General features: G+C 73.1%; 24 protein-coding genes. 8 read left to right on the forward strand and 16 right to left on the reverse strand.

The genetic code is table 11. The features are described 5' to 3' along the window. Positions 1 to 73: 73 nt before the first annotated feature. From FB157_RS29280 to FB157_RS29315, 8 genes are read right to left on the reverse strand one after another with little or no spacing between them, the layout of a single operon-like run. The gene (locus tag FB157_RS29280) at positions 74 to 1,012 is read right to left on the reverse strand and encodes a TauD/TfdA family dioxygenase (protein ID WP_145883667.1); all 939 of its coding nucleotides are present in this window, start codon (positions 1,010 to 1,012) and stop codon (positions 74 to 76) included. Beyond that, on the reverse strand, positions 1,009 to 1,848 hold the full coding sequence (locus FB157_RS29285) for an enoyl-CoA hydratase/isomerase family protein (protein ID WP_145883668.1): 840 nt from the start codon (positions 1,846 to 1,848) through the stop codon (positions 1,009 to 1,011). The genes FB157_RS29280 and FB157_RS29285 overlap by 4 nt, the downstream gene beginning before the upstream one ends. After that, positions 1,845 to 2,675 carry an alpha/beta hydrolase family protein gene (locus FB157_RS29290; RefSeq protein ID WP_261386592.1) on the reverse strand — a complete coding sequence of 277 codons (831 nt, stop codon included), beginning with the start codon at positions 2,673 to 2,675 and terminating at the stop codon, positions 1,845 to 1,847. The genes FB157_RS29285 and FB157_RS29290 overlap by 4 nt, the downstream gene beginning before the upstream one ends. Next, positions 2,657 to 4,261 (reverse strand): amino acid adenylation domain-containing protein, encoded by a 1,605-nt coding sequence (locus tag FB157_RS29295; protein ID WP_145883669.1) that lies wholly within the window; start codon positions 4,259 to 4,261, stop codon positions 2,657 to 2,659. Before FB157_RS29295 ends, FB157_RS29290 begins: the two co-directional genes overlap by 19 nt. Further along, entirely contained in the window at positions 4,258 to 5,445 is a 1,188-nt protein-coding gene (locus tag FB157_RS29300; protein ID WP_145883670.1) for an acyl-CoA dehydrogenase family protein, read from the reverse strand. Before FB157_RS29300 ends, FB157_RS29295 begins: the two co-directional genes overlap by 4 nt. Then, complete coding sequence (locus FB157_RS29305) at positions 5,442 to 6,851, reverse strand: TrpB-like pyridoxal phosphate-dependent enzyme (protein WP_145883671.1); 1,410 nt, start codon at positions 6,849 to 6,851, stop codon at positions 5,442 to 5,444. Before FB157_RS29305 ends, FB157_RS29300 begins: the two co-directional genes overlap by 4 nt. Beyond that, entirely contained in the window at positions 6,848 to 7,138 is a 291-nt protein-coding gene (locus FB157_RS29310) for a phosphopantetheine-binding protein (protein ID WP_145883672.1), read from the reverse strand. Before FB157_RS29310 ends, FB157_RS29305 begins: the two co-directional genes overlap by 4 nt. Further along, on the reverse strand, positions 7,135 to 7,911 hold the full coding sequence (locus FB157_RS29315) for a thioesterase II family protein (RefSeq protein ID WP_261386593.1): 777 nt from the start codon (positions 7,909 to 7,911) through the stop codon (positions 7,135 to 7,137). Before FB157_RS29315 ends, FB157_RS29310 begins: the two co-directional genes overlap by 4 nt. A gap of 233 nt (positions 7,912 to 8,144) precedes the next feature. Between FB157_RS29315 and FB157_RS29320 the strand changes: the two genes are divergently transcribed. The 5 genes from FB157_RS29320 to FB157_RS29340 all read left to right on the forward strand — a co-directional run bounded on the left by FB157_RS29320 (position 8,145) and on the right by FB157_RS29340 (position 13,993). Next, on the forward strand, positions 8,145 to 9,572 hold the full coding sequence (locus FB157_RS29320; RefSeq protein ID WP_222440964.1) for an aldehyde dehydrogenase family protein: 1,428 nt from the start codon (positions 8,145 to 8,147) through the stop codon (positions 9,570 to 9,572). Between the two features lie 380 nt (positions 9,573 to 9,952). Beyond that, positions 9,953 to 10,975, forward strand: coding sequence for a terpene synthase family protein (locus FB157_RS29325; RefSeq protein ID WP_145883675.1), 1,023 nt, complete (start codon positions 9,953 to 9,955; stop codon positions 10,973 to 10,975). Positions 10,976 to 11,019: 44 nt separating this feature from the next. Beyond that, positions 11,020 to 11,931, forward strand: a complete 912-nt coding sequence (locus FB157_RS29330) for an oxygenase MpaB family protein (RefSeq protein ID WP_186581732.1) — start codon at positions 11,020 to 11,022, stop codon at positions 11,929 to 11,931. Then, positions 11,928 to 12,965 (forward strand): cysteine synthase family protein, encoded by a 1,038-nt coding sequence (locus FB157_RS29335; RefSeq protein WP_145883676.1) that lies wholly within the window; start codon positions 11,928 to 11,930, stop codon positions 12,963 to 12,965. Before FB157_RS29330 ends, FB157_RS29335 begins: the two co-directional genes overlap by 4 nt. Beyond that, positions 12,962 to 13,993 carry an ornithine cyclodeaminase gene (locus FB157_RS29340; protein ID WP_145883677.1) on the forward strand — a complete coding sequence of 344 codons (1,032 nt, stop codon included), beginning with the start codon at positions 12,962 to 12,964 and terminating at the stop codon, positions 13,991 to 13,993. The genes FB157_RS29335 and FB157_RS29340 overlap by 4 nt, the downstream gene beginning before the upstream one ends. Positions 13,994 to 14,045: 52 nt before the next feature. Here FB157_RS29340 and FB157_RS29345 read toward each other — a convergent pair whose 3' ends face one another. Beyond that, on the reverse strand, positions 14,046 to 15,206 hold the full coding sequence (locus tag FB157_RS29345) for a CaiB/BaiF CoA-transferase family protein (RefSeq protein ID WP_145883678.1): 1,161 nt from the start codon (positions 15,204 to 15,206) through the stop codon (positions 14,046 to 14,048). 180 nt (positions 15,207 to 15,386) lie between these two features. Here FB157_RS29345 and FB157_RS29350 point away from each other — a divergent pair, with 180 nt between their 5' ends. Next, positions 15,387 to 17,015, forward strand: a complete 1,629-nt coding sequence (locus FB157_RS29350) for a class I adenylate-forming enzyme family protein (protein ID WP_145883679.1) — start codon at positions 15,387 to 15,389, stop codon at positions 17,013 to 17,015. Positions 17,016 to 17,050: 35 nt separating this feature from the next. Beyond that, positions 17,051 to 18,100: an LLM class F420-dependent oxidoreductase gene (locus tag FB157_RS29355; protein WP_145883680.1), complete on the forward strand. Its 1,050-nt coding sequence runs from the start codon at positions 17,051 to 17,053 to the stop codon at positions 18,098 to 18,100. Positions 18,101 to 18,130: 30 nt separating this feature from the next. On the opposite strand, the gene FB157_RS29360 is transcribed toward FB157_RS29355, so the two are convergent. From FB157_RS29360 to FB157_RS29365, 3 genes are all read right to left on the reverse strand, one after another. Further along, on the reverse strand, positions 18,131 to 20,200 hold the full coding sequence (locus tag FB157_RS29360) for a BTAD domain-containing putative transcriptional regulator (RefSeq protein WP_186581733.1): 2,070 nt from the start codon (positions 20,198 to 20,200) through the stop codon (positions 18,131 to 18,133). 50 nt (positions 20,201 to 20,250) lie between these two features. Continuing rightward, entirely contained in the window at positions 20,251 to 20,424 is a 174-nt protein-coding gene (locus tag FB157_RS47495) for a hypothetical protein (protein ID WP_186581734.1), read from the reverse strand. Between the two features lie 149 nt (positions 20,425 to 20,573). Next, a complete protein-coding gene (locus FB157_RS29365) occupies positions 20,574 to 20,885 on the reverse strand; it encodes a hypothetical protein (protein WP_145883682.1) in 312 nt (103 codons plus the stop codon). Between the two features lie 178 nt (positions 20,886 to 21,063). Here FB157_RS29365 and FB157_RS29370 point away from each other — a divergent pair, with 178 nt between their 5' ends. After that, the gene (locus FB157_RS29370; RefSeq protein ID WP_145883683.1) at positions 21,064 to 22,062 is read left to right on the forward strand and encodes a LuxR C-terminal-related transcriptional regulator; all 999 of its coding nucleotides are present in this window, start codon (positions 21,064 to 21,066) and stop codon (positions 22,060 to 22,062) included. 98 nt (positions 22,063 to 22,160) lie between these two features. Here FB157_RS29370 and FB157_RS29375 read toward each other — a convergent pair whose 3' ends face one another. The 4 genes from FB157_RS29375 to FB157_RS29390 all read right to left on the reverse strand — a co-directional run bounded on the left by FB157_RS29375 (position 22,161) and on the right by FB157_RS29390 (position 26,234). Beyond that, on the reverse strand, positions 22,161 to 23,453 hold the full coding sequence (locus FB157_RS29375) for an MraY family glycosyltransferase (RefSeq protein WP_145883684.1): 1,293 nt from the start codon (positions 23,451 to 23,453) through the stop codon (positions 22,161 to 22,163). A 151-nt stretch (positions 23,454 to 23,604) separates the two neighbouring features. Next, on the reverse strand, positions 23,605 to 24,843 hold the full coding sequence (gene glyA, locus FB157_RS29380) for a serine hydroxymethyltransferase (RefSeq protein ID WP_145883685.1): 1,239 nt from the start codon (positions 24,841 to 24,843) through the stop codon (positions 23,605 to 23,607). A gap of 69 nt (positions 24,844 to 24,912) precedes the next feature. Beyond that, positions 24,913 to 25,590, reverse strand: coding sequence for a protein-tyrosine-phosphatase (locus tag FB157_RS29385; protein WP_145883686.1), 678 nt, complete (start codon positions 25,588 to 25,590; stop codon positions 24,913 to 24,915). Then, positions 25,587 to 26,234 (reverse strand): L-threonylcarbamoyladenylate synthase, encoded by a 648-nt coding sequence (locus tag FB157_RS29390; protein ID WP_145883687.1) that lies wholly within the window; start codon positions 26,232 to 26,234, stop codon positions 25,587 to 25,589. The genes FB157_RS29385 and FB157_RS29390 overlap by 4 nt, the downstream gene beginning before the upstream one ends. Between the last annotated feature and the right edge of the window lie 51 nt (positions 26,235 to 26,285).

A 26,285-nucleotide genomic window follows, 5' to 3' on the forward strand; every position in this document is an offset into this window, starting at 1 on the left:
GGACGGCCACGGCCACCGGCCGGGACGACGAAAGGGGGGAGGCCGCCGGGCCTCCCCCCTTTTTTCCGTGCGCTCAGCCGGACATGGCCACCAGGATGCGCCGCTGCCCCGTGTACGCCCGCCTGCCGTGCGCCACGGCCACGTTGTCCACGAACAGCAGGTCGCCCACCTGCCAGTCCACGTCGACGGCCAGCCGCATCCCGGTCTCCTGGATGTGCCGGACGTACGCGTCGGGGATCGGCGAACCGTCCGCGAACACGGCGTGCTGGGGCAGTTCGTCCTCCGGGATCACCTCGGCCAGCGCCGCCGCGTCCTCGCCGAGTCCCGCCGGGTGGAACTGGTCGGCCTGGTTGAACCACACCTCGGTCCCGGTGACCGGGTGGGTGAGGGTGGCCGGGCGCAGCAGGCTCACCCGCAGCGAGCCGTCCGCACGCCACTCGTGGTCGGCGCCCGTGCCGGCGAGGAACTCCTCGACCGCCGTCCGGTCGTCCGTCTCGAAGGTGGCCTGCCAGCTCTTGCCGAAGCCGACGCCGTCGTGCAGGTTCTGCGTGTACCGCACCCCGCCGGCGAAGGCCTCGCGCACCTCGGCGTCCAGCGAGTCGAGCCACAGCTGCCCGTCGACCACCGGTGTGGCGCCGCCGGTCTCGGCGGCGATCGCGCAGTGGAAGAGGATCCGCGACGGCCAGGAGCTGGCGTACGACATCTCGTTGTGCATGGAGATCTCGTACTCGGCCGGGTACTCGGTCGAGGTGTAGAGGTTGCGGCCGACCTTGGTGCGCGGGGAGTTGCCGTGCACGTAGGCCAGCCGCTCCGGCAGCAGCAGGCCGGCCAGGCCGTCGTAGCTGTCCTCGGTGACGGAGAAGCCGCGCAGGACGACCGCCTTCTCGCGGCCGAGGAGGTCGTCGAGGTCGGTGCCGCGCAGGTACTCGGCGAGCCCGTCGGGGCTCGCGGCGACGCCCGCCTCGGCGGGCCCGACCAGTTTCGGTGCCCAGGTCGTGCTGGTCTGCGTCATGGTTGTTCCTCCTTGGTGCCGGCCCGGTCGCCGGTGCCGAAGTGCGGGGACCTGCGCTCGCGGAAGGCGGCCACCGCCTCGTGGACGTCGGGTGACTTGGCCGCCATCACCTGCACGGGGATCTCGCGCTCCAGCGCGGCCCGCAGCGACGGGGCGTCGATGTTGGACTGCAGGACCTGCTTGGTCAGCCGCAGCGACACGGGGCTGTTGCCGGCGATCTGGCCTGCGCTCTCCATGACCACGGGCAGCAGGTCCTGGATGGCGCAGACCCGGCCCGCCAGGCCCCGCTGGAGAGCCTCCTCGGCGGTCACGAACCGGCCGGTGAGCAGCATCTCGGAGGCGAAGCCGAACCCGGCGATCCGCGGCAGCAGCCAGGACGCGCCCATGTCGCCGCCGGACAGGCCCATCCGCACGAACGCGGCCCGCAGCCGGGCACGGGCGGTGAGCACGCGGACGTCGGCGGCCAGGGCGAGCGAGAGACCCGCGCCGGCCGCCACCCCGTCGACGGCGGCGACGACGGTCTGCGGCAGTTCGCGCAGCGCGGCGATCACCTCCGCCTGGCGCTCCAGCAGGGCGGTCAGCTCCAGCGGCGGCAGCGCGGCCACCCGGCCGACCTCGGCGACGTCGTACCCGGAGCAGAAGGTCTCCCCCGCCCCCTTGAGGACGAGCACCCGCACCGAGGGGTCGGCGGCGAGCACGGCGCAGAGCGCGCCGAGCTCCTCGAAGACCTCCTCGGTCAGCGCGTTGGCGCGGTGGGGACGGTTCAGAGTGGCCGCCACCACGCCTTCGCGCGGCCGGGTCACCAGGACCACGGGCGCCTTCTCGTCGGCGGTCATGCCCGTACCTCCTGGGGTGTCGCGGCCGCCGCGGTGAGCCGGCCGTGCAGGAAGGCCAGCGCGCCGGGCAGGGCGTCGTTCACGAACTGCCAGTCGTGGCCGCCCGGCAGTTCCCGGTACTCCGGCGGCCAGCCCCGCTCCCGCAGGGCGTCGCGCACGGACCGGTTCATCCGGACCATGCGGTCGTGGTCGCCGGTGCCGACGTCCAGGTACAGGGCCGGCGGCGGCAGTGGGTCCTCCCGCGCCATCAGCCGGTACGGGTCGTAGCTGCGCCGGGTCTCGCTGCCGGGCGGGCCCCACACGCGCTCGTGGCTCTCGACCGTCGGCATCAGGAAGTCCGGTTCGCCGCGGTGCTCGTGGTAGGGGTCGCCGATCCGCCGGGGGGCCTCGAAGGCGCCCGCGTGCGAGGTGACGGCCGAGAACAGGGCGCGATGGCGCAGCGCCAGGAAGAGTGCGGTCGCCCCGCCCATGGAGAACCCGCCCACGGCCCGGGCCGAGCGGCGGGCGAGCGTGTTGAACCGGGCGTCGACGGCGGGCAGCAGTTCCTCGGTGAAGTGGTCCTCGTAGCGCAGGCCCGCGTGGTCGTTGACGAACCAGCGGCGCCCGCTCTCCGGCATGACCACCACGAGCCGGCTGCCCCGGAGGTACTCGGCGAGCCGGGTGCGCTCCAGCCAGGTGCCGCGGCCGCCGCCGTAGCCGTGCAGCAGGTAGAGCACCGGGTGGCCGGGGCCGTGCGGCTCGTAGCCGTCCGGCAGCAGGACCGTGGCGCGCTTGGTGCGGCCGAGGATCCGGCTGGGCACCTCCAGGGTCAGTGGTTCACCAGGCACGGTTCCTCCTCGGGGCGCGGGCGCGGCAGCGCGGCCAGCGCCCGGCGGTCGACCTTGCCCGTCGAGGTGCGCGGGAACGCCGTCAGGAACCGGAACTCCTGCGGGACCATGTAGCGCGGCAGGTGCTCCAGGCAGTGCCGGCGCAGCGCGTCCGGGTCGGGGCGGGCCCCGTCGGCGGGGATCACGTGGACCTCCAGCGCGGTGGCGTCGGGGTCGCCGCCGGGGTCCGGTACGGCGACGCAGGCGGCCTCGTGCACCTCGGGCAGTTCGAGCAGCCGGGCCTCGATCTCCTCGGGTTCGACGCGGTAGCCGCGGATCTTCACCATGTGGTCCCGGCGGCCCAGGTAGACGTACCCGGTGCCGGCCTCGTGGCGGACCAGGTCGCCGGTGCGGTGCACCCCGGCCGGCCCCTCGGGGGCGCCCCAGTAGCCGAGCATCACCGAGTCGCCGGCGATGACCAGTTCACCCTCGGCGCCGGGGACGTCGTCGACCGGGCGGCCGTCCGCGTCGTGCAGGGTGGCCAGGGCGTAGGGGCAGGGCCGGCCGATGGGCGGCGGGGCCGTCCGGCCGGGGGCGAGGTCGTCGCCGGTGACCCGGTGGAAGGTGCACACGTTGGTCTCGGTCGGCCCGAACAGGTTGTAGAGCGCCGCCTCGGGCAGGGCCTCGCGCAGCCGCCGTACGTGCTTGAGCGGGAACGGCTCCCCGGCGAACAGGACCGTGCGCAGCCCGCTCGACTCCAGCAGCTCGCGGTTCTTCGCGTCGAGCATGCGGATCAGGGCGCCCGGCACCGAGTACCAGACAGTGATCCGTTCCTCGGCGACCAGCCGGTTCAGGGCGACGCCGAGCCCGCGCCGGTTCTCCGGCACCAGGACGAGGCAGGCGCCGGCCCGTACGGTGGCGAACAGGTCGAAGACGGAGAGGTCGAAGTGGACCGGGGCGTGGGAGGACACCCGGTCGGCGGCGGTCAGCCCGGTCTCGGCCACGGCCCAGTCGACGAACGCCAGCGCGTTGCGGTGCGAGAGCATGACCCCCTTCGGGGTGCCCGTGGAACCGGACGTGTACAGCACGTAGGCGAGGTCGTCCGGCGCGGCCGGGGCGGGCGCGAGGCCGTCGGCCGGGGCCTGTTCCAGCGCGGTCTGCCAGCCCAGCCGCCGGGCGCCTCCGGGACGTCCGTCCGGCGCCGGGTCCGGCGCGTCCGTCACCACGACGAGCCGGATCGGGTCGTCGTCGCCGGTGTGCTGCTCGTCCAGCAGGGCGAGCCGGCCGCTGTCGGTGACCAGGGCCGCGACGGAGCAGTCGCGCAGGATGTAGGCGGCGCGGGCGGGCGGGGCCGCGGGGTCCACCGGTACGTAGGCGGCGCCCAGCCGAAGCGCCGCGTGGACGGCTACGACGGTCTCGGCGGACTTGGCCAGCCACAGCCCGACCCGGTCGCCGGGGCCGACGCCGGCCTGCCGCAGCGCGGCGGCCAGCGCACCGGCGGCCCGGTCCAGTTCGGCGTAGGTCAGCGTCCGCTCGCGGTCGCGCAGCGCGGGGGCGCCGGGCCGCTCGGCGGCGGCGCGCGTGAGCAGGTCGGCAAGGGTCGTCACGGTGTGTGCCTTCCGTCCGCGGTGTGCCGCGCCCGGACGGTGAGGCCCAGCTTGTCGGCCATCACCTTGCGCTGCATGTCGGAGGTGCCGGAGGAGATCCGGGTGCCGAGGGCGTCCCGGAGATTGCGCTCGGCGTCGGTGGCCGTGGTGTAGCCGAGGCCGCCGTAGAGCTGGACGGCGTCCAGGAAGGTCTGGACGGCGGACTCGCTGGTCTCCAGCTGGGCGGCCTCCGGGAACACCGAGCCGGTGTCGCCCCGGCCCAGGTCCCAGGCGGCGCGGTAGGTGAGCAGCCGGGCGGCCTCCAGCCGTATCTGCATGCCGACCACGCTGTGGGACACGGAGGGGAAGCGGCCGATGATGCTGCCGAACTGCTCGCGGCTGCGGGCGTACCGGGTGCACTCGTCGATCTGGCGCTGCATGGTGCCGAGCAGCGGGGCCAGGATGAGGGACCGTTCCCAGGCCATGGCGGTGGCGAGGATCCTCGACCCCTGCTTCTCCGCGCCGAGCCGGTTCGCGACGGGGACGCGGCACTCGCGCAGGACGATCTCGCCCCAGGGCGCGGTGCGCAGCCCCGTCTTCTCGAAGCCGCTCTCGACGGTGAGGCCGGGCGTGTCCCGGTCGACGAGGAACGCGGTGACGCCGGTGAATCCCAGCTCGGGGTTGACGGTCGCGTAGACGATGAACAGGCCGGCCACCGGCGCGTTGGTGATGAACCGCTTGCCGCCGTTCAGCACGTAGTGGTCGCCCTCGCGCCGGGCCACGGCGGACAGCGACAGCGCGTCGGAGCCGGAGCCCGCCTCGGTGATCGCGTGGGCGCCGATGCTGCTGCCGTCGACCAGGGCCGGCAGGTGGCGGCGCTTCTGTTCCTCGGTGCCGAAGAGCAGCAGCGGAAGCTCCACCGCCCACAGGTGGGCGCCGGCGGCGATCAGCAGCCCGTTGTCCCGGCAGCCCCGCCCCAGGCCCTCCAGGGCCAGCGCGCAGGTCAGCGGGTCGAGGCCGAGGCCGCCGTACTCCTTCGGGACGGGCAGCGCGAACACCCCGGCGTCCGCGCAGCGCTGCCAGTCGCCGGGCTGGAGGGTCCGGCTGCGCTCCCGCTCCTCCAGGTCGCCGCCCAGGGCGGTGGCGCCGAGTTCGCGCAGCCGCTCCGCCAGCGCCGTCTGCTCGTCGGTGGGGGCGAGTCTCATGACACCGCACCCGCGGGCTCGGCGTCCGGCAGGGCGGCCAGCGAGGCGGCGATGGTCTCGTCGGAGACCACGTGGTCGTCCAACTGCCCCGACAGGTACTGCTGGTAGGCGGACAGGTCGAGCATGCCGTGCCCGCTGATGTTGAGCAGGATGACCTTCTCGGTGCGCTCCTCGCGGGCCCGTACGGCCTCGTCGACGGCGGCCCGCACGGCGTGCGCCGACTCGGGTGCGGGCACCAGGCCCTCGGCGCGGGCGAACAGCACGCCCGCCTCGAAGACGGTGTTCTGGCCGTAGGCCACGGCCTCCATCAGGCCCTGGTCGTACAGCGCGCTGACCAGCGGCGCGGCCCCGTGGTAGCGCAGCCCGCCGGCGTGCACGCCCGGGGCCTCGAAGGCGTGGCCGAGGGTGTACATCTTGGTCATCGGGGTGGTGCCGGAGATGTCGTTGTAGTCCCAGGCGTACCGGCCCCGGGTGAGCTTGGGGCAGGCCTCGGGCTCGACCGCGACGAGCCGGGTGGCGGCGCCGGTGCGCAGCCGCTCCCGGTGGAAGGGGAAGGCGAGACCGGCGAAGTTGCTGCCGGCGCCCATGGAGGCGACGACGACGTCCGGGAACTCGCCGACGGCGGCGAGCTGTTTGAGCGCCTCCTCGCCGATGACCGTCTGGTGCAGCAGGACGTGGTTCTCGCCGCTGCCCACGCAGAACCGGCCGCCCGGCACGGACCTGGCGTACTCCAGCGCCTCGGCGTTGGCGACGGAGACGCTGCCCGCGCTGTCGGGCCGCTCGGCCTGCAGCCTGCGCCCGGTCTCGGTCAGCCCGCCGGGGCTCGGCACGACCCTGGCTCCGTGCAGCTCCATCAGCGCGCGCCGGTAGGGCTTCTGGTCGTGGCTGACCCGGACCATGAACACCGTGCACTCGAGGTCCATGGCCTGGCAGGCCACGGCCAGGGCGCTGCCCCACTGCCCGGCGCCGGTGCCGGTGGTGAGGTGCTCGACGCCCGACTTCTTGTAGTAGTACGCCTGGGCCAGCGCGGAGTTGAGCTTGTGACTGCCCACCCCGTTGGCGCCCTCGTACTTGTAGTAGATGCGGGCCGGGGTGTCGAGGACGCGCTCCAGGGCGCGGGCCCGGACCAGCGGGGTGGGCCGCCAGCGCTGGTACTCGGCGCGGACCTCGGCGGGAATCTCCACGAAGCGCTCGCGGCCCACGCTTGCCCGGTACATCGACAGCGGGATGTTGGGGGCGAGCCCGGACGCGGCGCCCGGCTGCGGCGGGGTGCCGTCGGCGGGTCCGGTGCGCGGGCGGGCCCGGCGGACGTCGGCCGTCGGCACGTCCAGGTCGGCCAGGATGTTGTACCAGTGGGTGGGGACGTCGTCCTCGCCGAGCAGGACCTGGTTGCGGGTCACCTTCATGCCACGCCGTCCCGGACCGCGGTCGCCGGCATGTGCTTGCCGATCAGCGCGACGAGGTCGCCGACGTTCTCCAGGTCGGCCTCCATGATGTCCTCGTCCTCGATATGACCGCCGAATTCTTCCTCGACCGCCATCAGGAGTTGCAGCAGGTTGAGCGAGTCCAGGCGGATCACCGGAGAATAGAGCGATATGTCGTCGCGTATTTCCGCCGGCGTCAGCCGGAGATCCAGTACGTCGACCATGATTTCCCGGACGCGGCGGGCCACTTCGTCGTCGTGACCGATCATTTGCAGTCTCCTCCCAGCCGTTCGGTGATGTCGGCCAGAAGTGCTTCTTCGTGGTCCGACAGATAGAAATGCCCCCCGGAAAAGGCACGGAACGAGAACTCCGCGGAGGTCAGGTCCTGCCAGGCGCGCGCGTCGTCCGGGTCGACTCCGGGGTCGGCGTCACCGACGTACGCGGTGACCGGGGCGGTCGTCAGCCGGCCCGACGGTGGCCGGTAGGTCTCGATGAGCCGCAGATCCGCACGCATCGCAGGAAGCACGAGCGGACGCAGTTCAGGGTCCGCCAGCACCGCCTCGTCCATCGCGCCGAGTTCACCGAACCACTCCACCATCGCGTCGTCGCTTCTGAGATGTACGTCCGTGTGGCTCCGGGGGCGCAGCGGGGAGGCTGCGGCGGACACGAACACCCGCCGTGGCCTGGCCCGATAGCGGTGTTCCAGGCGCAGCGCCACCTCGTAGGCGACCGACGCCCCCATGCTGTGCCCGAAGAGGGCGAAGGGCCGGTCGAGCAGCGGCACGAGGGCCGAGGCGACGCCGTCGGCGAGCGCCTCCATGTCCGGCAGGCACTCCTCCGCGAAGCGGTCCTGACGCCCCGGGTACTGCACGGCGACCACCTCGACCCCGTCGAGCGGGGCCTGGGCCCACCGGTGGAACGCCCCGGCGTTGCCGCCCGCGTACGGCAGGCAGAACAGCCGCAGAGAGGGTGACTCCAGCGGTCGGTATCTCTTGATCCACGCGCTGTCGCCATGCGCTGGGCGAATGTGTGTCAGGGACACTGATGGCCTCTCCATCGGAAGACGAACACGACCGGCCAAATACGGTTCGCCACCCTAGCCACAAAATTCTTCGGTTGGCTGCTCAGGCCGGTGCGGAGGCAGTCGCCCATTCAGGTTGTCTCCAGTCCTCTGTGCGTCTGTTGGGCGAGGGTTTGACCTGCCTGTTGCACCGCCCGACGCATGAAGGGTCTTTTTCGACAGCCATGGATTCGCCAGTGATGGATTCACCAGTCATGGATTCGCTGCCACTTGGCTCGGTTTATCTGGACGGCCGTTGGACCGCTCCCGAGGGCCGGGAGACGCTTCCGGTCGAGAATCCGGCCACCGAGGCGGAGATCGCCCGGGTGCCGGCGTGCGGCGCGGCGGACGTGGCGCGCGCCGTGGCGGCGGCCGGTGCGGCGGGTGCCGGCTGGGCCTCGACGGCCCCGGCCGCCCGGGCCGGGACACTCCTGTCGCTGCGCGACTCCCTCGCCCGGCACCACGACGAGATGGCGCGGTTGATCACCCTGGAGATGGGCTCGCCCATCACCTTCTCCCGGCGCGTGCAGGCGGGTCTGCCCCTGAAGGTGCTGGAGGGGTTCGCCGAGGCCCTGACGGCTCGGCCGGACGAGGAGCGGATCGGGCACTCGCTGGTCGTGCGCGAGCCGGCCGGGGTGGTGGGCGCGATCACGCCGTGGAACTATCCGCTGCACCAGGTGATCGCGAAGGTGGGCGCCGCGCTGGCGGCGGGCTGCACGGTGGTGCTCAAGCCCAGTGAACTCGCCCCGCTCTCCGCGTACTTCCTCACCACCCTGATCGACGGCCTCGGCCTGCCGCCGGGCGTGTTCAACCTGGTGCCGGGCCGTGGCACGGAGGCCGGCCGGGCGCTCGCCGCCGCCGACGGCGTCGACGTGGTCTCCTTCACCGGCTCGCTGCGCGCCGGCCGGGAGGTCGGCTCGGTCGCGGGCGCCGGCGTCAAGCGGGTCTGCCTGGAGCTGGGCGGGAAGTCGGCGACGGTGGTACTGCCGGACGCCGACCTCACCACGGCCGTCACCGACGGGGTGCACTCGGCCCTGCACAACGCCGGTCAGACCTGTTCCGCCCGCAGCAGGCTGCTCGTGCCCCGGTCCCGCCTGGACGAGACGGTGGACGTGGTCCGTTCGGCCCTCGCCGCCTACCGGCCGGGCGACCCGAACGACCCCGCCTGCCGGCTCGGCCCGCTGGTCTCACGGGACCAACGCGACCGCGTCCGGGAGTACCTGCGGGCCGCCCAGGCCACCGGCGCCCGCCGCGTCGCCGGCGCCGCACAGGACGACGTCCCCGCCCGCGGCCACTACGTGCCGGCCGGCGCCTGGACCGACGTACCGCCCGACGCCCCGCTCGCCCAGGAGGAGATCTTCGGCCCCGTCCTGGTCGTACTCCCCTACGAGGACGAGCCGGACGCGATCCGCCTGGCGAACGCCACCCCCTACGGCCTGGCGGCGACCGTCTGGTCCGCCGACCGGGACCGCGCCACAGCCGTGGCCCGTCGGCTCCGTGCCGGCCAGGTCGACATCAACGACGCGAAGTTCAACCCGTCGGCCCCCTTCGGTGGTCACGGCATGTCCGGCACGGGCCGCGAACTGGGCCCACACGGCATCCACGAGTTCCAGGAAACCAAGTCCCTCCAACTACCGGCCTGAACCGACGCCGCACTCTCCACAGCCGCGAAGGCGAAGCCGGACTGACGCCCCCATGCCCCACAAGCCGCATGGGCGAAGCCGACCCGGCACCCCCACAGCCGCGAAGGCAAGGCCGAGCTGACGCCCTCACCTCCCCCACGCCCCACGCCCCGCCGACCGCCGACCGCCGACCGCCGACCGCGAGCCCGGATCTCCGCCGAGGGCGAAGCCGAGGCGACGCACCGCCCGCACTCCCCGCACGCCGCCGACGGCGAGCACCCCGCACAGGGGCCACCCGCACCCGACGTCGAAATCCGCACGGGTGGTGCGGGTGGGAACCCGATCCCGCCGAAGGCGAAGCCGAGGCGGCACACACCGACCACGACCACGACGGGTGCCAGATGACCCTCCGCATGCCGCCCCTCCACTCCGACTTCCCCACCAGGATCAGCCCGTTCACCGACAGCGTCGAACAGAGCACCCGCGCCTTCGTCGCCCGCTTCGGCCTCGTCCCCGACCGGGCCGCCCGCGACCACCACGCCCGCTCCCTGCTCGGCACCCTGATGTCCCGCGCCTATCCCCACTCCGGCGAGACGGAACTCGCCCTGGTCACCGACTGGATCAGCTGCATGCTGGTCCTGGACGACCAGTTCGACGAGACCCGGCTGGGCCAGGACCCCGACCGGTTGCGCCGCGTGTGCGACGAGGTCCTCCGCTGGCTCCCCGCCGACGGCACCGTCCCCGCGCTCCCGCAGAGCCCGGTGGAGGCCTCCCTCAGCCGGGTGTTCCACCCGGCCTATGCGGACCTGTGGCGCCGTACCGCGCCGTACACCTCCGACACCTGGCGCACCCGCTTCGCCGGCCACGTCGGGGCGTTCTTCGACACCTGCGTGTGGGAGTCCCGCAACCGCCTCACCGGCCGGGTGCCGGGCCTCGCCGAGTACATCGAGTACCGGGGCCGCGCCCTGATGCCGTACCTGGACCTGATCGAGGTGACCACGCACGCCGAGGTCCCCGAGGAGATCTACCGCCTGCCCGAGTTCACCGAGATGAACCAGGCGCTCTCCGACGCCGACCTGTGGACCAACGACCTCTTCTCCTGCGAGAAGGAGGCGCTGCTCGGCGACCCGCACAACCTCGTGCTGGTCCACCGGCACGAGCACGGCTGCGACCTGCAGACCTCGGTCGACGCGGTCGGCGCGATGGTCCAGGAGCGCTTCGACCGGTTCACCGAGCTGAGCCGGACCTTCCCCGGCCCCGCCCTGGCGGCCGAGCTGTCCCCCGCCGAGCGCGAGTCGCTGCGCCGTCACATCGAGGGCCTGCGCAGCTGGCTCAGCGGCCAGCTCCAGTGGCGCTACGAGACTGGCCGGTTCGACCCGACGCGGCCGGAGGTCGTCTCGGCCACCGGCTCGACCCCGCTGTAGCGGGCCCCCGACCCATGCGGATCACCAGCGATCGAGGTACTCGAATGCGAGACCGGTACGCGACCCTGAAACACCTGCAGACTCTCGATCCCAAAGCGGATCACGAGCTGATCCACCGCATATCCTCCGACCGTGAGTTCCCCTGGGACTACGGTCGCGGACTGGAAGTCGCGATCTGGCGCACCTGCTGTGTGCCCAGCATCTCCGAAACTCTGGACGGCAGCGGGGAATTCGCGCTGCGCGCCCAGAAACGGTACGACGACACCAGAATTCTGCTCGGTGAAATGGTGCGCGGCGGATACGACTCCGAGCGCGGCCGGCAGGCCCTGCGGCAGATCAACCAGGCGCACCGCCGCTTCACCATCGACAACGACGACATGCTCTATGTGCTGTCCACGTTCGTCTTCGAGCCGATCCGCTGGATCGACCGCTGGGCGTGGCGCCGGGTCAGCGAGACGGAGCGGCTGGCGGCGTTCTACTTCTACACGGAGGTGGGGCGCCGGATGAACATCCGTGACCTGCCCACCGACGTGGACGCCTTCGAGCGGTTCAACCGGGACTACGAGAAGGCGCACTTCAGCCCCGCGCCCAGCAACGAGCGGGTGGGTGGCCAGATCCTCCGGCTCTACGCCTCCTGGTACCCGCGTCCGGTGAGCGACGTGGTGGCCGCGACCCTGCCCTGCCGCCTGGACCGCGCGGCCCGGGACGCCCTCGGCATGCCGGAGCCGGCCGGATGGGTGCGCGGCCTGAACGCGCTGGGGCTGCGGGGCCACGCGGCGGCCGAGCGGGTGGCGCCGACCCTGATGGCCCGGCTGATGACCCGGCCGACCGCCCGGACCTACCCGGGCTATCCGCGCGGCTACCGCATCGGCGACATCGGCCCCGACCACGTCACCCGGCCCACCGCGGGGGCGCGGCCGGAGCAGGTCATGACCGCAGGAAACGATCACTCATGACGTCGTTCAACGCGCCGACGACCACGGTCCACCCGCCCGGGCGGATCGGCGGCACCCCCCTGGTTCCGGTCCGTGTCCCGCTGCCGGACGGGTCCGTGCGGCTGTGGCTGAAGCTGGAGTGGCACAACCCCTTCGGCTCGATCAAGGCCCGCACGGCACAGGCTCTGCTGGACGCCCTGGAGGCGAGCGGGCGGCTGGGCCCGGGCAGCAGGGTGGTGGAGTCCACCTCCGGCAACCTCGGCATCGCGCTCGCCGGCCTGTGCGCCGCGCGGGGCTACGCCTGCACCCTGGTCGTCGAGCCGAGCACCCCGCAGGCCAGCGTGGGCCGTATGCGGGAACTGGGCGCCGACGTCGTCGTGGTGCGGGAGGTGCCGGGCGGCCGCACGCTGGACGCCCGGCTGCGGGCGGTCGAGGACCTGCTGCGCCGGGACCCCGGCGCCGTGTGGACGGACCAGTACCGCAGCCCCGCCAACCCCGGTGTGCACGAGAGCCGGACCGGGGCGGAGCTGGTACGGGAGGCACCGGGCGGCGCGTACGACGCGGTCGCCGTGGCGGTCTCGACGGGCGGCACGCTGGCCGGGATCGCCCGTTCCTTCCGGGACCGGCTGCCCGCCGCCCGGGTCATCGCCGTGGACGCCGTCGGCTCCGCCGCGCTGGGCGGGCCGCCGGCCGAGCGGCCCCACAAGCTCGCCGGGTTCGGCTCGGGCCGGCCCTCCGACTTCGTGCGTCCGCACCATGTCGACGACATCGTCCGGGTGCGCGACGAGGACGCCGCAGCGGCCTGTGTGCTGCTGCGGCGGGCCACCAGGCTGTCGCTGGGCGGAAGCTCGGGGGCCGCCGTGCTGGCCGCGGTGGCCCGGGCCGCCGCGGACCCCGCGCTGCGCGAGGTCGCCTGCATATGCCCCGACAGCGGCGAGAAGTACCCCCTCGAGGAGACCGCGGCGAAGGCCCGGGCCACCGCGTCACCGGACGTCGCCGTGGCTCTGGAGGCCCTGGCCGGCACCACCCACGCACAGGAGACAGCGATCCCATGACCGACTCCCCCATGCCACCGCTCACCTATCTCGGCAGCGCGGACGTGGCCGACGTGTGCGCCGCCCTGCCGGTCGTCGACATCGTCGAGGACACCCTGCGGGCCGTGCGCCGCGAGGCGGCCGGGCTCACCCCCGAGGCCGCGCTGCGCTGGACGACGCCTTCCGGTGCCGCCGCGCGCAGCCTGATCCTGCCCGGCTGGTCCGGCGACGCCTACGGCTGCAAGATCATCAATGCCTCGCTGGGCAACCACCGCCTCGGCCTGCCCCGCGCCGCCGGGCTGATCGTCCTGAACGACCCGGAGACCGCCCGGCCCGCCTGGGTGATGGAGGGCGGACTGATCAGCGCCCTGCGCACCGCGGGCGTGTCGCTGGCCGCGCTGCGTGCCCTGCGGGATCCGGCCCAGGTCACCGAGGCGGCCTTCCTCGGCTGCGGACGGCAGGCCGAGGTGCATCTGGACCTGCTCGTGCGGACCTGCCCGAAGCTGTCCGAGGTCGTCCTGTACGACCAGGACCCGGGCAACGCCCGCCGGCTGGCCGCCCGGCTCGGCACCTCGGCACCGCAGCTGGCCGTGTCCGTCGTGACCGAGGCGCGGGAGGCGGCCGGCCGGGCGCGGCTGGTCGTGGCGGTGACGACGACGACCGAGCCGTACGTCGAGCTGGACTGGCTGACGGAGGGTTCGGTCTTCGTCAACGTCTCGCTCGACGACGCGGCCGAGAGTCTGCTGATGGGCTGCGACGCGCTGTTCGTCGACGACTGGCAGCTGGTCGCCGAGGACGAGCACCGGCTGCTCGGGAAGCTCGCCCGGGCCGGCCGGATCACCGGCCCGGGCGAACCGGCACCGGACGGCGGGCGGAGCGTCGACGCCACCCTGCCGGCACTGGTGTCCGGCGCGTTCACGGGGACGGTCGGTGCCGCGGACCGGGTGGTGGTCAACCCGTTCGGCATGGGCGTGCACGACATCGCCGTGGCCGCGGCGGTCCGCGACCGGGCGGACGAACTGGGCCTCGGTGTGGCGCTGCCGCACTGACCCCGGAGGGGCCGGTGCCGTCATGCGGACGGCACCGGCCCCTCCGGTCCGCTCACTCCCGCTCGGCCGCCTCCGGCCGCAGACCCAGCACCTCGGCCGTGTGCTCACCGTGCGCGGGGGCCGCGCCGCGCAGCGAGTCGAGGCCCGCGCCGAACCGCACCGGGAACCGCACCTGGCGGCGCGGCCGGTCGGTGGCGGAGCCCGGCAGCGTGCCCACCAGCTCCCGCTCGGCCGTGTGCGGATCCGCCATCAGTTCCCCGGCGGACTCGTAGACCGGCGCCCAGGGGATGTCGAGGCCGGACAGGACCGAGGTCCACCAGGCGAAGTCACGCTGCGCGAACACCCCGGCCAGCAGCTCGGCCACCTGGTGCTTGGCCTTGGTACGGGCGGAGCGCCGGTCCCAGGAGTCGTCGTCCAGCTCGGGGAACTCCGGTGCCAGGGCGTGCCGGAAGACCAGCCAGAACTTGTCCTCGAAGGTGGCGAGGGTGATCCGGCGGCCGTCGGCCACCGTGAACACGTCGTTGTCCCCGGTGACCAGCGGGCTGTCCACGGGCTCGGCCCGCTCCAGCAGCGGCAGCGCGAACGGCCCGCTCCACGCCGCGGCCGCCTCGTGCAGGGAGACGTCGAGGTGCTGGCCCTCGCCCGTGGTGCGGGCCGCGAAGGCGGCGACGACGGTGGCGTACGCGGCGTACATCGCGCCGGCCATGTCCGCCACCCGCACGCCCACCCGGTCGGTGCGGCCGGCGGTGCGATGGGGTACGGCGAAGAACCCGGACAGGGCGAGGAAGTTGAGGTCGTGACCCGGCCGCCGCGCGTACGGCCCGGTCTGCCCGAAGCCGGTGACCGAGCAGAGCACGATCCGCGGATTGGCCTCCCGCAGCCGGTCGTAGCCGAGCCCCATCCCGTCCAGCACGCCGGGCCGGTACGACTCCACGACGACGTCGCTGTCCCGTACCAGCCGCAGCAGGTCCGCGCGCCCGTCCTCGGTCCGCAGGTCGAGCACGACCGACCGCTTGTTGCGGTTCAGCGCGGCGAAGGCGTCCGGGTCCACGAGCCGCCCGTAGTCGCCGAGTTGCGGGTCCTCGACCTTGACGACGTCGGCGCCCAGATCGGCCATCATCAGCGTCGCGAATCCCCCGGGCAGCAACCGGGACAGATCCAGTACCCGCAGCCCGGACAATCCGGGCCAGGCGCCCGTCAGATTTCGCGTCATGAAGAACTCCCAAGCTTTTCCGCGCAGTTCGGTCGCTGCACCGTAAAGCACCGGAAGAAACACGGAACTGGAAACAGCCTGGATTTCCTTCTGCCCCTTTCCCCGTGACGGCCGTTTATTTTCCGAGAATGTTCGCCGTCCTGGCCGAATGCGGCCGCCCCCGTCCGAAGGAGCCCGTTCATGCCCGCTGAGTCGTTCTGGCCCGCGGACCGCTCCGTCCCCCTCTTCGACCGGTCCGTCGGCGCGCTGCTGCGCGAGGCCGCGGCGGCCCACGGGGACACCGTCGCCCTGGTGGGCGTGCCCGACGGCGACGGGCCCCGGCAGCAGTGGACCTACCGCGAACTGCTCGCGGAGGCGGAGTCCGTCGCGGCGGGCCTGCTGCGCCGCGTGGAGGTGGGCGCCAAGGTGGCCGTATGGGCGCCGAACGTGGCCCGGTGGCCCGTGTTCGCCTACGCGGCCGCGCTGGCCGGCGTGACCCTGGTGACGCTGAACCCGGCGCTGCGCGCGGAGGGTCTGGAGCACGCGCTGCGCGCCTCCGGCGCCGAGCTGCTGCTGCACGCCGAGCGCAGCCGCGACCACGACATGGCCGCGATCGTCCACGAGGTCGAACCGCGGCTGCCCGGCCTGCGGCACATCGTCCCCCTCGGCGCGTGGGACACGCTCCGGGCGAGCGGTCCGCTGCCCTCGGACGAGGAGGTCCGCGCGGTCCCGGCCCAGCTGCAGTTCACCTCGGGGACCACCGGGACGCCCAAGGCGGTCCTGCTCTCCCACCGCGCGGTGGTCAACGTCGCCCGCCTCACCTTCGAGGGGCTCGGCGTCCCGCGCGGTGTCACCGTGGTCTCCCCGCTGCCGATGTTCCACACCGCGGGCTGTGTCATCTCCACCCTGGGGCCGCTGTGGAGCGGCGGCACGTTCGTCCTGCTGGAGCGCTTCCACCCGCTGGCCCTGCTCGAGACGCTGCGGGAGCACCCGGGCGCCCTGCTCACCAGCGTGCCGACGGTGCTCACCTCCCTGTGCGAGGTGGCCGCCGCCGCCCGGGGACCGCTGCCGGTCCTCTCGGCGGTGCTCACCGGTGCCGCCCCGGTGCGCGCCCAGCTGATCCGCGACACCGAGGAGTTGTTCTCCACGACGGTCTTCAACCTGTACGGGCAGACCGAGACGGCCTCCGTCCTGACCCTGACCCGGCCCGGGGACTCCGCCGAGCTGAAGACCACCACGGTGGGCCGGCCGCTGCCGCACGCCGAGGTGCGGATCGTGGAGCCCGGCACCGGGGCGGTGCGGCCGCTCGGTGTCCAGGGTGAGATCTGTGCCCGCGGGTACCAGCAGATGCTCGGCTACCACGGCGACGAGGAGGCCACCGCCCGCAAGGTCGACGCGGACGGCTGGCTGCACACCGGGGACCTCGGCTCGATGGCCGCGGACGGCACCCTGCGCGTCGCCGGACGCCTCGACGACCTGATCATCCGGGGCGGCGAGAACATATCGCCCGCCGCCATCGAGGAACTGCTGTGCACGGTGCCCGGGGTCCGCGACGCCGTCGTCGTCGGTGTCCCGGACGACAAGTACGGCGAGGTCGTGGCCGCCGTCCTGCAGCCCGCCGCGGACGGGCCGGAGCCCGACGCCGGGCAGGTGCTCGCCGAGTGCGCGCGCCGGCTGCCCCCGCACATGGTGCCCGCGGCCCTGTACCTGGCAACGGACCTGCCGCTCACCTCCTCCGGGAAGGTGCAGCGCTTCCGGGTCCGCGAACTGGTCCTGGCCGGCCTGATCCGCCCCCTGACGGCCCGTCCGGTCGCCGCCGTCCGCGGCTGAGCCGGGACGGACACACACGAGGACGCGAGGACAGCATGAAGATCTCGATGCAGCTGCGCTACGACGGCGACATCGTCCGGGCCGCCCGTGACGTCACCGCACTCGAACGGGCCGGCCTCGACCTGATCTGGGTGCCCGAGGCGTACGGGTTCGACGCACCCAGCTTCATGGGCGCGATCGCCGCCCGCACCAGCCGGGTGGAGATCGGCTCCGGAATCCTGTCGGTCTACACCCGTACGCCCGCCCTGCTCGCGATGACGGCCGCCGGGGTCGACGCCCTCTCCGAGGGCCGCGCCCATCTCGGTCTGGGCGCCTCCGGACCGCAGGTCGTGGAGGGAATGCACGGCGTGCCCTACCGGTCCCCGGTGGACCGCACGCGGGAGACCATCGAGGTGATGCGCGCGTTCTGGCGACGCGCGGAGCCGGTCTCCTACGACGGCTCCGCGGTCCGGCTCCCGCTGCCCGCCGACGCCCCCGGCGCGACCGGCCTGGGCACCCCGATGCGGCTGCTGACCGCGCCGACGCGGCCGGAGGTCCCGGTGTGGGTGGCCGCCCTCGGCCCGCGCAACGTGCGGATGACCGCCGGGACGGCCGACGGATGGCTGCCCATGTTCTTCGTGCCCGAGTGGTGCGACCGTGTCTGGGGCGAGGATCTCAGGGCCGGGGCCGCGGCCCGCGAACCCGGCCGGGCCCCGCTGATGATCTCCGCCGGCGGCCTGCTGGCCATCGGCGGCGACGCCGCCCGGCACCGCGAGCGGGCACGCGACCGGCTCGCGCTGTTCATCGGCGGCATGGGAGCACCCGGCCGCAACTTCTACTACGACCTGGTCTGCCGCTACGGCTTCCGCCGTGAGGCCGAAACCGTCCAGTCCCTGTTCCTGCGCGGCGAGCGCCGGGCGGCCGCGGCCGCGGTGCCGGACGCCCTGCTGGAGGCCACCACGCTGTGCGGCCCCGAGTCGTACGTGAAGGACCGCATCGCCGCCTACCGCGAGGCCGGTGTGACCCACCTGGAGGTCGCCCCGGTCCCCGGCGACGGGGAGACCGAGGCGGACCTGGTGGCCCGGGTGAAGGAGCTGTGCGGCTGAGCCGGGGGGTTCCGTTCGGATCGGGCCGGATCAGGCCGCGGCGTCCCCCCGGCGTCCCCTGTCCCTGGCCAGGGCGGCCAGCCGGGTCAGGGGCAGGAAGGCGTACTCCCCGCCGGAGCGGGCCGGGCCCTCCAGGACCTGGCGGTCCACCAGGGCCTCCAGGACGTCCTCCGCCTCCCGCGGGGAGCAGCCGAGCAGCCCCACCGTGGCGGCGATGGTGAACGACCCGGCGCTGCCGACCAGTTCGGACACGGCGTCGCCCAGCCGGGTCCCGGCCTCCGGCAGCGCGCGGGCGATCCGGGCGGCCACGTCCAGGTCGCCCGTGACCAGCTCGTCGAGCCGCTTGCCCGGGTCCTCCAGGCGCTCCGCCAGCCGGGACAGCGGCCAGTGCGGACGCGCCGCCAGCCGCATGCCGGCGACCCGTACGGCCAGCGGCAGCCCGCCGCACAGCCGGGTGACGCGGTCGGCCGCGGCGCGCTCGGCGCTCACCCGGCCCTCCCCGATGACCGACGCCAGCAGGGCGGCCGCCTGGTCGGCGTCGAACGGGGTGATCCGGAAGTGCCGCGCGCCCTCGAGACCCGACAGCGGCTCCCGGCTGCACACCAGCAGCGCGCTGCTGACCCCGCCCGGCACGAACGGCCGGACGGCCTGCTCCCCCGGTGCGTCGTCCAGGACGACGAGCAGTTGCCGCTTGCCCAGCAGGCTCCGGTAGAGCGCGCTGCGGGCCGGCAGCGACTCGGGCAGGGACTCGGCCGGCAGGCCGAGCGCGGTGAGGAAGCGGCCCAGCAGAAGCCGCACCTCCTCGGGCGTGCCCGTGCGCAGTTCCCCGTGCAGCACGCCGTCGCGGAACGTGGGCCGGGAGGAGGCCGCCACCCGGGCGGCCAGGATGGACTTGCCCACGCCGACGGGTCCGTACAGCGCCGCGATGGGCGCGGCGCCGAAGGCCACCTGCGGTCCGCGCCCGGTGAGGTGGTGCAGGATCCGCTGCTGTTCCGGCCGGTCCACGTAGTCGCGGATGCCGGGCGGCATGTGGAAGGGGCGCACCGGCTCACCCGTGGTGCGGCGGGCGGCGGGGCGTGGCGCCGCCTCCTCGTCCGTGCGCAGGATGGCCGACTGGGCCTGGCGCAGTTCGTCGCCCGCGCCGATGCCGCTGTAGTTGCGCAGCCGCCGGTCGACGGCGGCGAACATCTCCAGCGCGGCGGCCCGCTGGCCCGAACCGGCCAGTGCGGTCACGAGCCGGGCGTGCACGCCCTCGTGCAGGCGGTGGTCCCGGGCGATGGGTCCGAGGTGGTCGATGACCTCCTCGTACCGCCCCTGCGGCAGGACCAGGTCGGCCAGCCGCAGCGCGGAGGTGACCCGCTGGTTGCGGGCCTCCGCGGCGACCGGATGGTCCATGAGCCCGGGCCCCATGCCTTCCAGCACGGGTCCGCGCCACAGGGTCAGGGCCTCCTCGAGCAGGGCGACCTCACGCTCCGGTTGCTCCGCCTCACGCGCCTGACCGGCCAGCCGGGCACACCGGCGGAACCGGAGCAGGTCGAGCTGGTCCTCCTCGGGGACGAGCAGTTCGTAGCCGTTGGACCGGCGCATGAGCAGGGCGGGCGGCGCCTCGTCGCCCGTGTGCGTCTCCAGCAGCTGGCGGATGCGGTAGACGTAGGTGTGGATCAGCTGCCCGAAGGAGTCGGGTATGTCGTCGCCCCACAGGACGTGGGTGATCTCGTCGCGGTCGACGGGCTGGTTCACCCGCAGCGCGAGCAGGCCCAGCAGGCTCTGCTGCTTCGGGGTGCCCGCCGTCACCTCGGCCGGCCCCCGGCGCACCGAGAGCCTCCCGAGGATCTGCAGGGCGAGCGGTTCGTCGGCGGCGTGGGCGGCGGGGTCCGACGGAGTCGGCACGGGCTCGGGGAACAGCACCGGCTCGTCGAGGACTTCGGCGAGCCGCTGCAGGGAGCTGGCCCGGGGAGCGCGTACACGGCCCTGTTCTATCTCGCGGAGCGTCCGCAGGCTGAGCCCCGATCTCTCCGCTACCGCGCGCTGGCTGACTCCCCGCCTGACGCGCGCATTCCTGACGATGGTGCCGATATCTCGGTGTGCGATCGGCGACATGCGATTTCGAAGCCCCCTCTCGGCATGAACGGAATGCATGATTCCTGAATTCAGTCCCACACCATGGAGTCGTCCGGGTCGACCGGGAGGTGGACTCCCGTGACACCGGAAACCACGGCGGTGGCCGGGGTCTGCTCATCCGCGGAAGCGGTGGCGGCCCCGATACCGAGGAGGGCGAAGAGCGTGGCGAAAACGGCCAAGGCACGGTGAACGTTGCGGTTCATGAAATTCCCCCGTCATGAAGTCCCGGCTGTTTGCCGGGTCAGGTCTTTGCTGACGTGACTTCACTCTTGCGTGCCGGCAGGGACATCTGAAGGGTTTGCCGCTGGACGGAAGCGTCCCCGTCCGGTTCCGTCCAGCACTAATGACGGGTTCATGCCACCCCTGGACCGCCGTCACCGGCCTCCCCGACGAACGCGTCGTGGTAGCGCGGGACGAGCACGCCACCACAGGACTGCAGCACGTAGCCCCGCAACGGCCCCTGGTCCACCGCCCGGCGCGACAGGCGGAGCGCGCCGCGCTCGGCATCGCGCAGCCTGGCCGTGACATGGAAGAACCCCAGGGTGAGGGCGCCACCGGAGAGGGCGTGGACACTGACGTGCTCCAGGGCGTCGGCGGGCTCGCTCGCGGCCAGCAGCCAGTCGGCGAGTCCGTCGGGAACCCCGAGGGGAGGAGAGGCACACATTTGAACGTGAATGAGGTGCATGTCACGACCTTTTCGGCTGTCCGGCCACCCGAACAACCCCGCACCCTTGCCGCTTTCGGCCATGGAACAAAGCGGCCAGCCATTATTGGCTACCGCAACGCGGCTCTCCCATGCCATGATCAAATGGCCGTAACGATCGCCCCAAGGAGATTCGCCGATGCTGGAGCTGCTGGGCCTCGACACCAAGGCTGAAGCGGTGTACAGGTCCATGCTCGCCAATCCCGAGGCGGGAACCGCGACCCTCGCCCGGACGACCGGTCTGCCCGAGCAGGAAATCCGTGACAGCCTCGACCTGCTGAGCGAACTGGCACTGATCCGCCCGCAGAATACGGAATCCGGAATTCCGCGCGCGGTGTCCCCGGATCTCGGGCTGGAGATCCTCCTGGCGAGACAGCAAGCGGAATTGGCAGTTCACCAGTCCAGAGTCGAGGCGTCCAGAGCGGCGGCGGCGGAACTCATGGCCCAGTACGCGGACATACGCCTCCAGGCGGCCGCCGCGGGCGGCAACTTCCTGTCCGGCGTCGAGGCCGTGCGGGAACAGCTGGCCTCGATGACCCGCAAGGTCCGCGACGAGGTCCTGTGCTTCGCGCCGAACGGCGCCCACTCGGAGGCGAGCCTGCGTGCCGCCAAGCCCCTCGACGAGGAGCTGCTCGACCGCGGGGTGCGGATGCGCACCGTCTACCTCGACAGCGTGCGCAACAGCCCGCACACCCAGGCGTACGCCGAATGGCTCGCGGAGCGGGGCGGCGCGGTGCGCACGGCCCCCTCCCTGCCGGTGCGGCTGATCATCACCGACCGCACCTGCGCCGTCATATCCGCCAACGCGCAGAGCTCCGGCGACGGAGCCGTGGTCATCACCGGCGAGGGCACCCTGGCCGCGCTGTGCGCCCTCTTCGAGAGCGTCTGGGCCACCGCGACCCCGCTGAGCGCGCTGCCCGAGCCCGACGAGCGCGGGCTCACACCGCAGGAGAGCCAGGCCCTGAGGTTCCTCTACGAGGGCCACACCGACGAGACGATCGCCAAGCGGCTCGGCATCTCGCCGCGCACCGCACGCCGGATCGCCAACACGCTGATGACGAGGCTGGACGCCCGCAGCCGCTTCCAGGCCGGCGCCAAGGCGGTCCAGATCGGCTGGCTCACCGCGGAGCCGGACTGAGGAACAGCGGCAGACACCCCCGATGACAACGATGCCGGGCCCCGCACCGCCGAAGAGGCGGCGCGGGGCCCGGCATCGTGCCGCGGACCCCGCCCGGACTACCGGGCGTCGGCCTCGGCACCCCGGTCCGGCACCAGGGCCTGGTCCCGGAGCGCGGTGGACCCGTGGCACTCGCGCACCGCGCCGCCCGCCGGCACCGCGGCGTCGAGCGCGGGCACCGCCCGCCGCCTGCGGTAGCGCGGCGGCACGAAGCGCTCCGCCCACCTGGGGGCACGCGGGGTGAAGCGGGGCAGCAGAAGCAGCACCAGGCCGACCGCACTGAGGAAGACCACGCCCAGCACGATCCACATCGACGCCGAGTTCACCGAGTAGGCCAGCGCGCCGAAGGCGATCAGCGCCGACCAGAAGTACATGATCAGCACGGCCCGGCTGTGCGAGTGGCCGATCTCCAGCAGCCGGTGGTGCAGATGGCCGCGGTCGGCAGCGAACGGGGACTGGCCGCGCCAGGTGCGGCGCACGATGGCCAGCACCAGGTCCGCCGCCGGCACGGCGATGATCGTCAACGGGAGCAGCAGCGGGATGTAGACCGGCACCGTCTGGTGCACCGCCGCCTTCTCCGAGCCCGTGAAGAGGGCCAGCGCGTCCGGGTCGACCTGCCCCGTGATGGAGATCGCACCCGCGGCCAGCACCAGCCCGATCAGCATCGAACCCGAGTCGCCCATGAAGATCCGCGCCGGGTGCATGTTGTGCGGCAGGAAGCCCAGGCACATGCCCATCAGGATCGCCGCGAACAGGGTCGCCGGAGCGGCGGCCTCGATGCCGTACGAGTACCAGATCCGGTACGAGTACAGGAAGAACGCCGCCGCCGCGATGCACACCATGCCCGCGGCCAGACCGTCCAGGCCGTCGACGAAGTTCACCGCGTTGATCGTGATGACGACCAGGGCGACCGTGAGCAGCGTGCCCTGCCACTGGGTCAGCGCCACGTTGCCGACGCCCGGGATGGGCAGCCACAGGATCGTCAGACCCTGCATGACCATGACGCCCGCGGCGATCATCTGGCCGCCCAGCTTGATCAGCGCGTCGATCTCGAACTTGTCGTCCAGGACACCGATCAGCCAGATCAGCGCGGCCCCGGACAGCAGCGCCCGTGGCTCGTTGGATCTGGCGAAGACCTGGTTGAGGTTCGTGAGGTGGTCCGCGACCAGCAGACCGGCGCACAGGCCGAAGAACATGGCGATACCGCCGAGGCGCGGAGTGGGCTCCCGGTGCACGTCACGTGCCCGGATCTCCGGCATGGCTCCCGCCACGATCGCGAACTTCCGTACCGGCCCTGTCAGCAGATACGTCACCGCGGCCGTGATGCAGAGCGTCAGCAGGTATTCACGCACGGGCTTCCCCACAGGTCTCGCTGGCCATCACAGCCCACCACCCTAGCGAGCGACGCATATGGATGAGGACTTCCGGGTAGCGACGATGGTTGCACGAATGGCTGTGCACGTCGGTGCACACCGGGGTGTACGGGTGTGCGCCTGCCCCCGCTCAGCCGGGATACGGCGGAAATCTGCCGGTCAGCTCGCGCACCTCCTCCCGGGCCCCGGCCGGTTCCGTCCCGCCCCGCAGGACCGAGGCCAGCAGCATGGCGATCCTGGCCATCTCCGGCTCCCCCATGCCCTGTGTGGTCACCGCGGCCGTCCCCAGGCGCAGCCCGCGCCCGTCGCCGTGCGGCAGTACACAGCAGTCCAGGACGAACCCGGCGGCGGCCAGCCGGCCGCGCGCGGTGCGCCCGTCCACGCCGAGCGGGGCCGGGTCGGTGGTGATCAGGTGGGTGTCCGTGCCGCCGGTGACCACCGCGAGGCCCTCGGCGGCCAGCCCGGCCGCGAGAACCCTCGCGTTGGCGACCACCTGATGGGCGTACACGCCGAACGCCGGTGTCGCCGCCTCGCCGAACGCGACGGCCTTGGCGGCGATGGTGTGCATCTGCGCGCCGCCCTGGGTGAACGGGAACACCGCCCGGTCGACGCGCTCGGCCAGCTCGGCGCCGCACAGGATCATTCCGCCGCGCGGACCGCGCAGCACCTTGTGGGTGGTGGCGCACACCGCGTCGGCGTACGGCACCGGGTTGGGCGCCGCTCCCCCGGCGACCAGGCCGATCGGATGCGCGGCGTCCACGATCAGATACGCCCCGACCTCGTCGGCCACCTCACGGAAGAAGGCGTAGTCGAGGTGGCGGGGGTAGGCGATCGAGCCGCACACGATGGCCTTGGGCCGGTGGTTGCGGGCCAGGTGGCGCACCTGGTCGTGGTCGACGAGCCCGGTCTCGGCGTCGACGCCGTAGCCGACGAAGTCGAACCAGCGGCCGGAGAAGTTCGCGGGCGAGCCGTGGGTGAGATGGCCGCCGTAGGCCAGCCCGAGGGCGAGGACGGTGTCTCCGGGGCGCAGCAGGGCGGCGTAGGCGGCCAGGACGGCCGAGGAGCCCGAGTGGGCCTGGACGTTGGCGTGCCGGGCGCCGAAGAGCGCCTTGGCCCGCTCGACCGCGAGGCGTTCGGCGACGTCGACGAGTTCGCAGCCGCCGTGGTGCCGGGCGCCCGGGTAGCCCTCGGCGTACTTGTTGGTGAGCGGCGAGCCGAGGGCGGCGAGCACGGCCCGCGAGGTGAAGTTCTCGGCGGCGATCAGCTGCAGCGTCGTCGACTGCCGCTCCAGCTCCCCCTGCAGGATCTCGGCCAGCTCCGGGTCCTGCCGCCGCAGGACATCGGTCTCGAGGGTATGGGTGACCGACATGGCGGGCTCCCGGGCGGTCGACGGTGACGTAGGTCCAATGTAGGCCCGGGGCCGGTGGGGTGCGCGGTGTCACATCCGCGCGGTCACACCCGTCAGCGCGGTCACCACCGGATCGAGCGCCTCATGTATCTCGTCCCCGATCGACCGGAAGAACGGCAGCGGCGCCCCGTACGGGTCGTACACCTCGTCCGCCTCGGCGGTGGGGGCCAGCAGCCACCCGCGTAGAGCCGCGGCCGCACGGACCAGCGCCCGCGCCCGCGCGACCACGCCGTCCTCCAGCGGCGGCAGCGTGGCCGGATCTATCGCCCGGACCAGGCGGGTGAACTCCTTCAGCGTGAACGTCCGCAGCCCGGCCGAGTGCCCCATCGAGATCACCTGCGCCCGGTGGTCCCGCGTGGCCGTCAGCACCAGGTCGGACGTGATCACGTGCTCGTCGAGCAGCTCCCTGCCGACGAAGCCGGAGGCGTCCGCACCGAACTCGGCCAGCACGGCCTCCGCGTTGGCCTCCATGGGCGCGCCCTCGTGGCCCCAGGTGCCCGCGCTCTCCACGATCAGCCCGCCGCCGAGTACGCCGAGCCGCTCCGCCACGAAATGGCGGGTCAGCCGCTCCGTGATGGGTGAGCGGCACACGTTGCCGGTGCTGACGTGGAGGATGCGGAAGGTGTCGCGCGGAAACCCGAACGTCGTCGTCTGTTCCGCCGCACGTTCCCCGTTGCCTATGCCACGCCCCGCCTCAGGGGCCGTCAATTCGCCACCTCGAGGTCGGGTACGACCTTCCGCAGCTCGTCCGGGGAGATCGCGCCCTCGCGCAGCAGCACCGGAACCGGGCCGCTGACGTCCACGATGGACGAGGGCACGTTGCCCGGGGTGGGGCCGCCGTCGAGGTAGACGGAGACGGAGTCGCCGAGCATGTTCTGGGCGGCGTCGCAGTCCTCCGGCGCCGGGTGGCCGGTGAGGTTCGCCGAGGACACGGCCATCGGGCCGACCTCGGTGAGCAGCTCGATGGCGACCGGGTGCAGCGGCATGCGGACGGCGACCGTGCCGCGGGTGTCGCCGAGGTCCCACTGCAGGGACGGCTGGTGCCGGGCGACCAGCGTGAGGGCGCCCGGCCAGAACGCGTCGACCAGTTCCCAGGCCAGCTCGGAGAAGTCCGTGACCAGGCCGTGCAGGGTGTTCGGGGAGCCGATGAGGACAGGGGTGGGCATGTTGCGGCCCCGGCCCTTGGCGGCGAGCAGGTCGGCGACGGCCTCGGAGGAGAACGCGTCGGCGCCGATGCCGTACACCGTGTCGGTCGGGAGCACCACCAGCTCGCCCCGGCGGACCGCGGACGCGGCTTCACGCAGACCCGTCACGCGGTCGGTCGCGTCGTTGGTGTCGTATCGCCGTGCCATGTCTAGCGGGCCTCCTCGTACACGTGCTGCGGGCTGGAAGTCGTCGGGACG

Source organism: Streptomyces sp. BK340, from assembly GCF_007827595.1.
Classification (GTDB): Bacteria; Actinomycetota; Actinomycetes; order Streptomycetales; family Streptomycetaceae; genus Streptomyces.

Coding starts and splice junctions, on each gene's coding strand:
- FB157_RS29365 (WP_145883682.1), bottom strand. CDS start 20,885: ATGTGTGCCTCTCCTCCCCTCGGGGTTCCCGACGGACTCGCCGACTGG.
- FB157_RS29355 (WP_145883680.1), top strand. CDS start 17,051: ATGAAGATCTCGATGCAGCTGCGCTACGACGGCGACATCGTCCGGGCC.
- FB157_RS29390 (WP_145883687.1), bottom strand. CDS start 26,234: ATGGCACGGCGATACGACACCAACGACGCGACCGACCGCGTGACGGGT.
- FB157_RS29305 (WP_145883671.1), bottom strand. CDS start 6,851: ATGAAGGTGACCCGCAACCAGGTCCTGCTCGGCGAGGACGACGTCCCC.
- FB157_RS29330 (WP_186581732.1), top strand. CDS start 11,020: ATGCGAGACCGGTACGCGACCCTGAAACACCTGCAGACTCTCGATCCC.
- glyA (WP_145883685.1), bottom strand. CDS start 24,843: ATGTCGGTCACCCATACCCTCGAGACCGATGTCCTGCGGCGGCAGGAC.
- FB157_RS29360 (WP_186581733.1), bottom strand. CDS start 20,200: ATGTCGCCGATCGCACACCGAGATATCGGCACCATCGTCAGGAATGCG.
- FB157_RS29280 (WP_145883667.1), bottom strand. CDS start 1,012: ATGACGCAGACCAGCACGACCTGGGCACCGAAACTGGTCGGGCCCGCC.
- FB157_RS29335 (WP_145883676.1), top strand. CDS start 11,928: ATGACGTCGTTCAACGCGCCGACGACCACGGTCCACCCGCCCGGGCGG.
- FB157_RS29320 (WP_222440964.1), top strand. CDS start 8,145: ATGGATTCGCTGCCACTTGGCTCGGTTTATCTGGACGGCCGTTGGACC.
- FB157_RS29345 (WP_145883678.1), bottom strand. CDS start 15,206: ATGACGCGAAATCTGACGGGCGCCTGGCCCGGATTGTCCGGGCTGCGG.
- FB157_RS47495 (WP_186581734.1), bottom strand. CDS start 20,424: ATGAACCGCAACGTTCACCGTGCCTTGGCCGTTTTCGCCACGCTCTTC.
- FB157_RS29350 (WP_145883679.1), top strand. CDS start 15,387: ATGCCCGCTGAGTCGTTCTGGCCCGCGGACCGCTCCGTCCCCCTCTTC.
- FB157_RS29300 (WP_145883670.1), bottom strand. CDS start 5,445: ATGAGACTCGCCCCCACCGACGAGCAGACGGCGCTGGCGGAGCGGCTG.
- FB157_RS29340 (WP_145883677.1), top strand. CDS start 12,962: ATGACCGACTCCCCCATGCCACCGCTCACCTATCTCGGCAGCGCGGAC.
- FB157_RS29310 (WP_145883672.1), bottom strand. CDS start 7,138: ATGATCGGTCACGACGACGAAGTGGCCCGCCGCGTCCGGGAAATCATG.
- FB157_RS29325 (WP_145883675.1), top strand. CDS start 9,953: ATGACCCTCCGCATGCCGCCCCTCCACTCCGACTTCCCCACCAGGATC.
- FB157_RS29285 (WP_145883668.1), bottom strand. CDS start 1,848: ATGACCGCCGACGAGAAGGCGCCCGTGGTCCTGGTGACCCGGCCGCGC.
- FB157_RS29370 (WP_145883683.1), top strand. CDS start 21,064: ATGCTGGAGCTGCTGGGCCTCGACACCAAGGCTGAAGCGGTGTACAGG.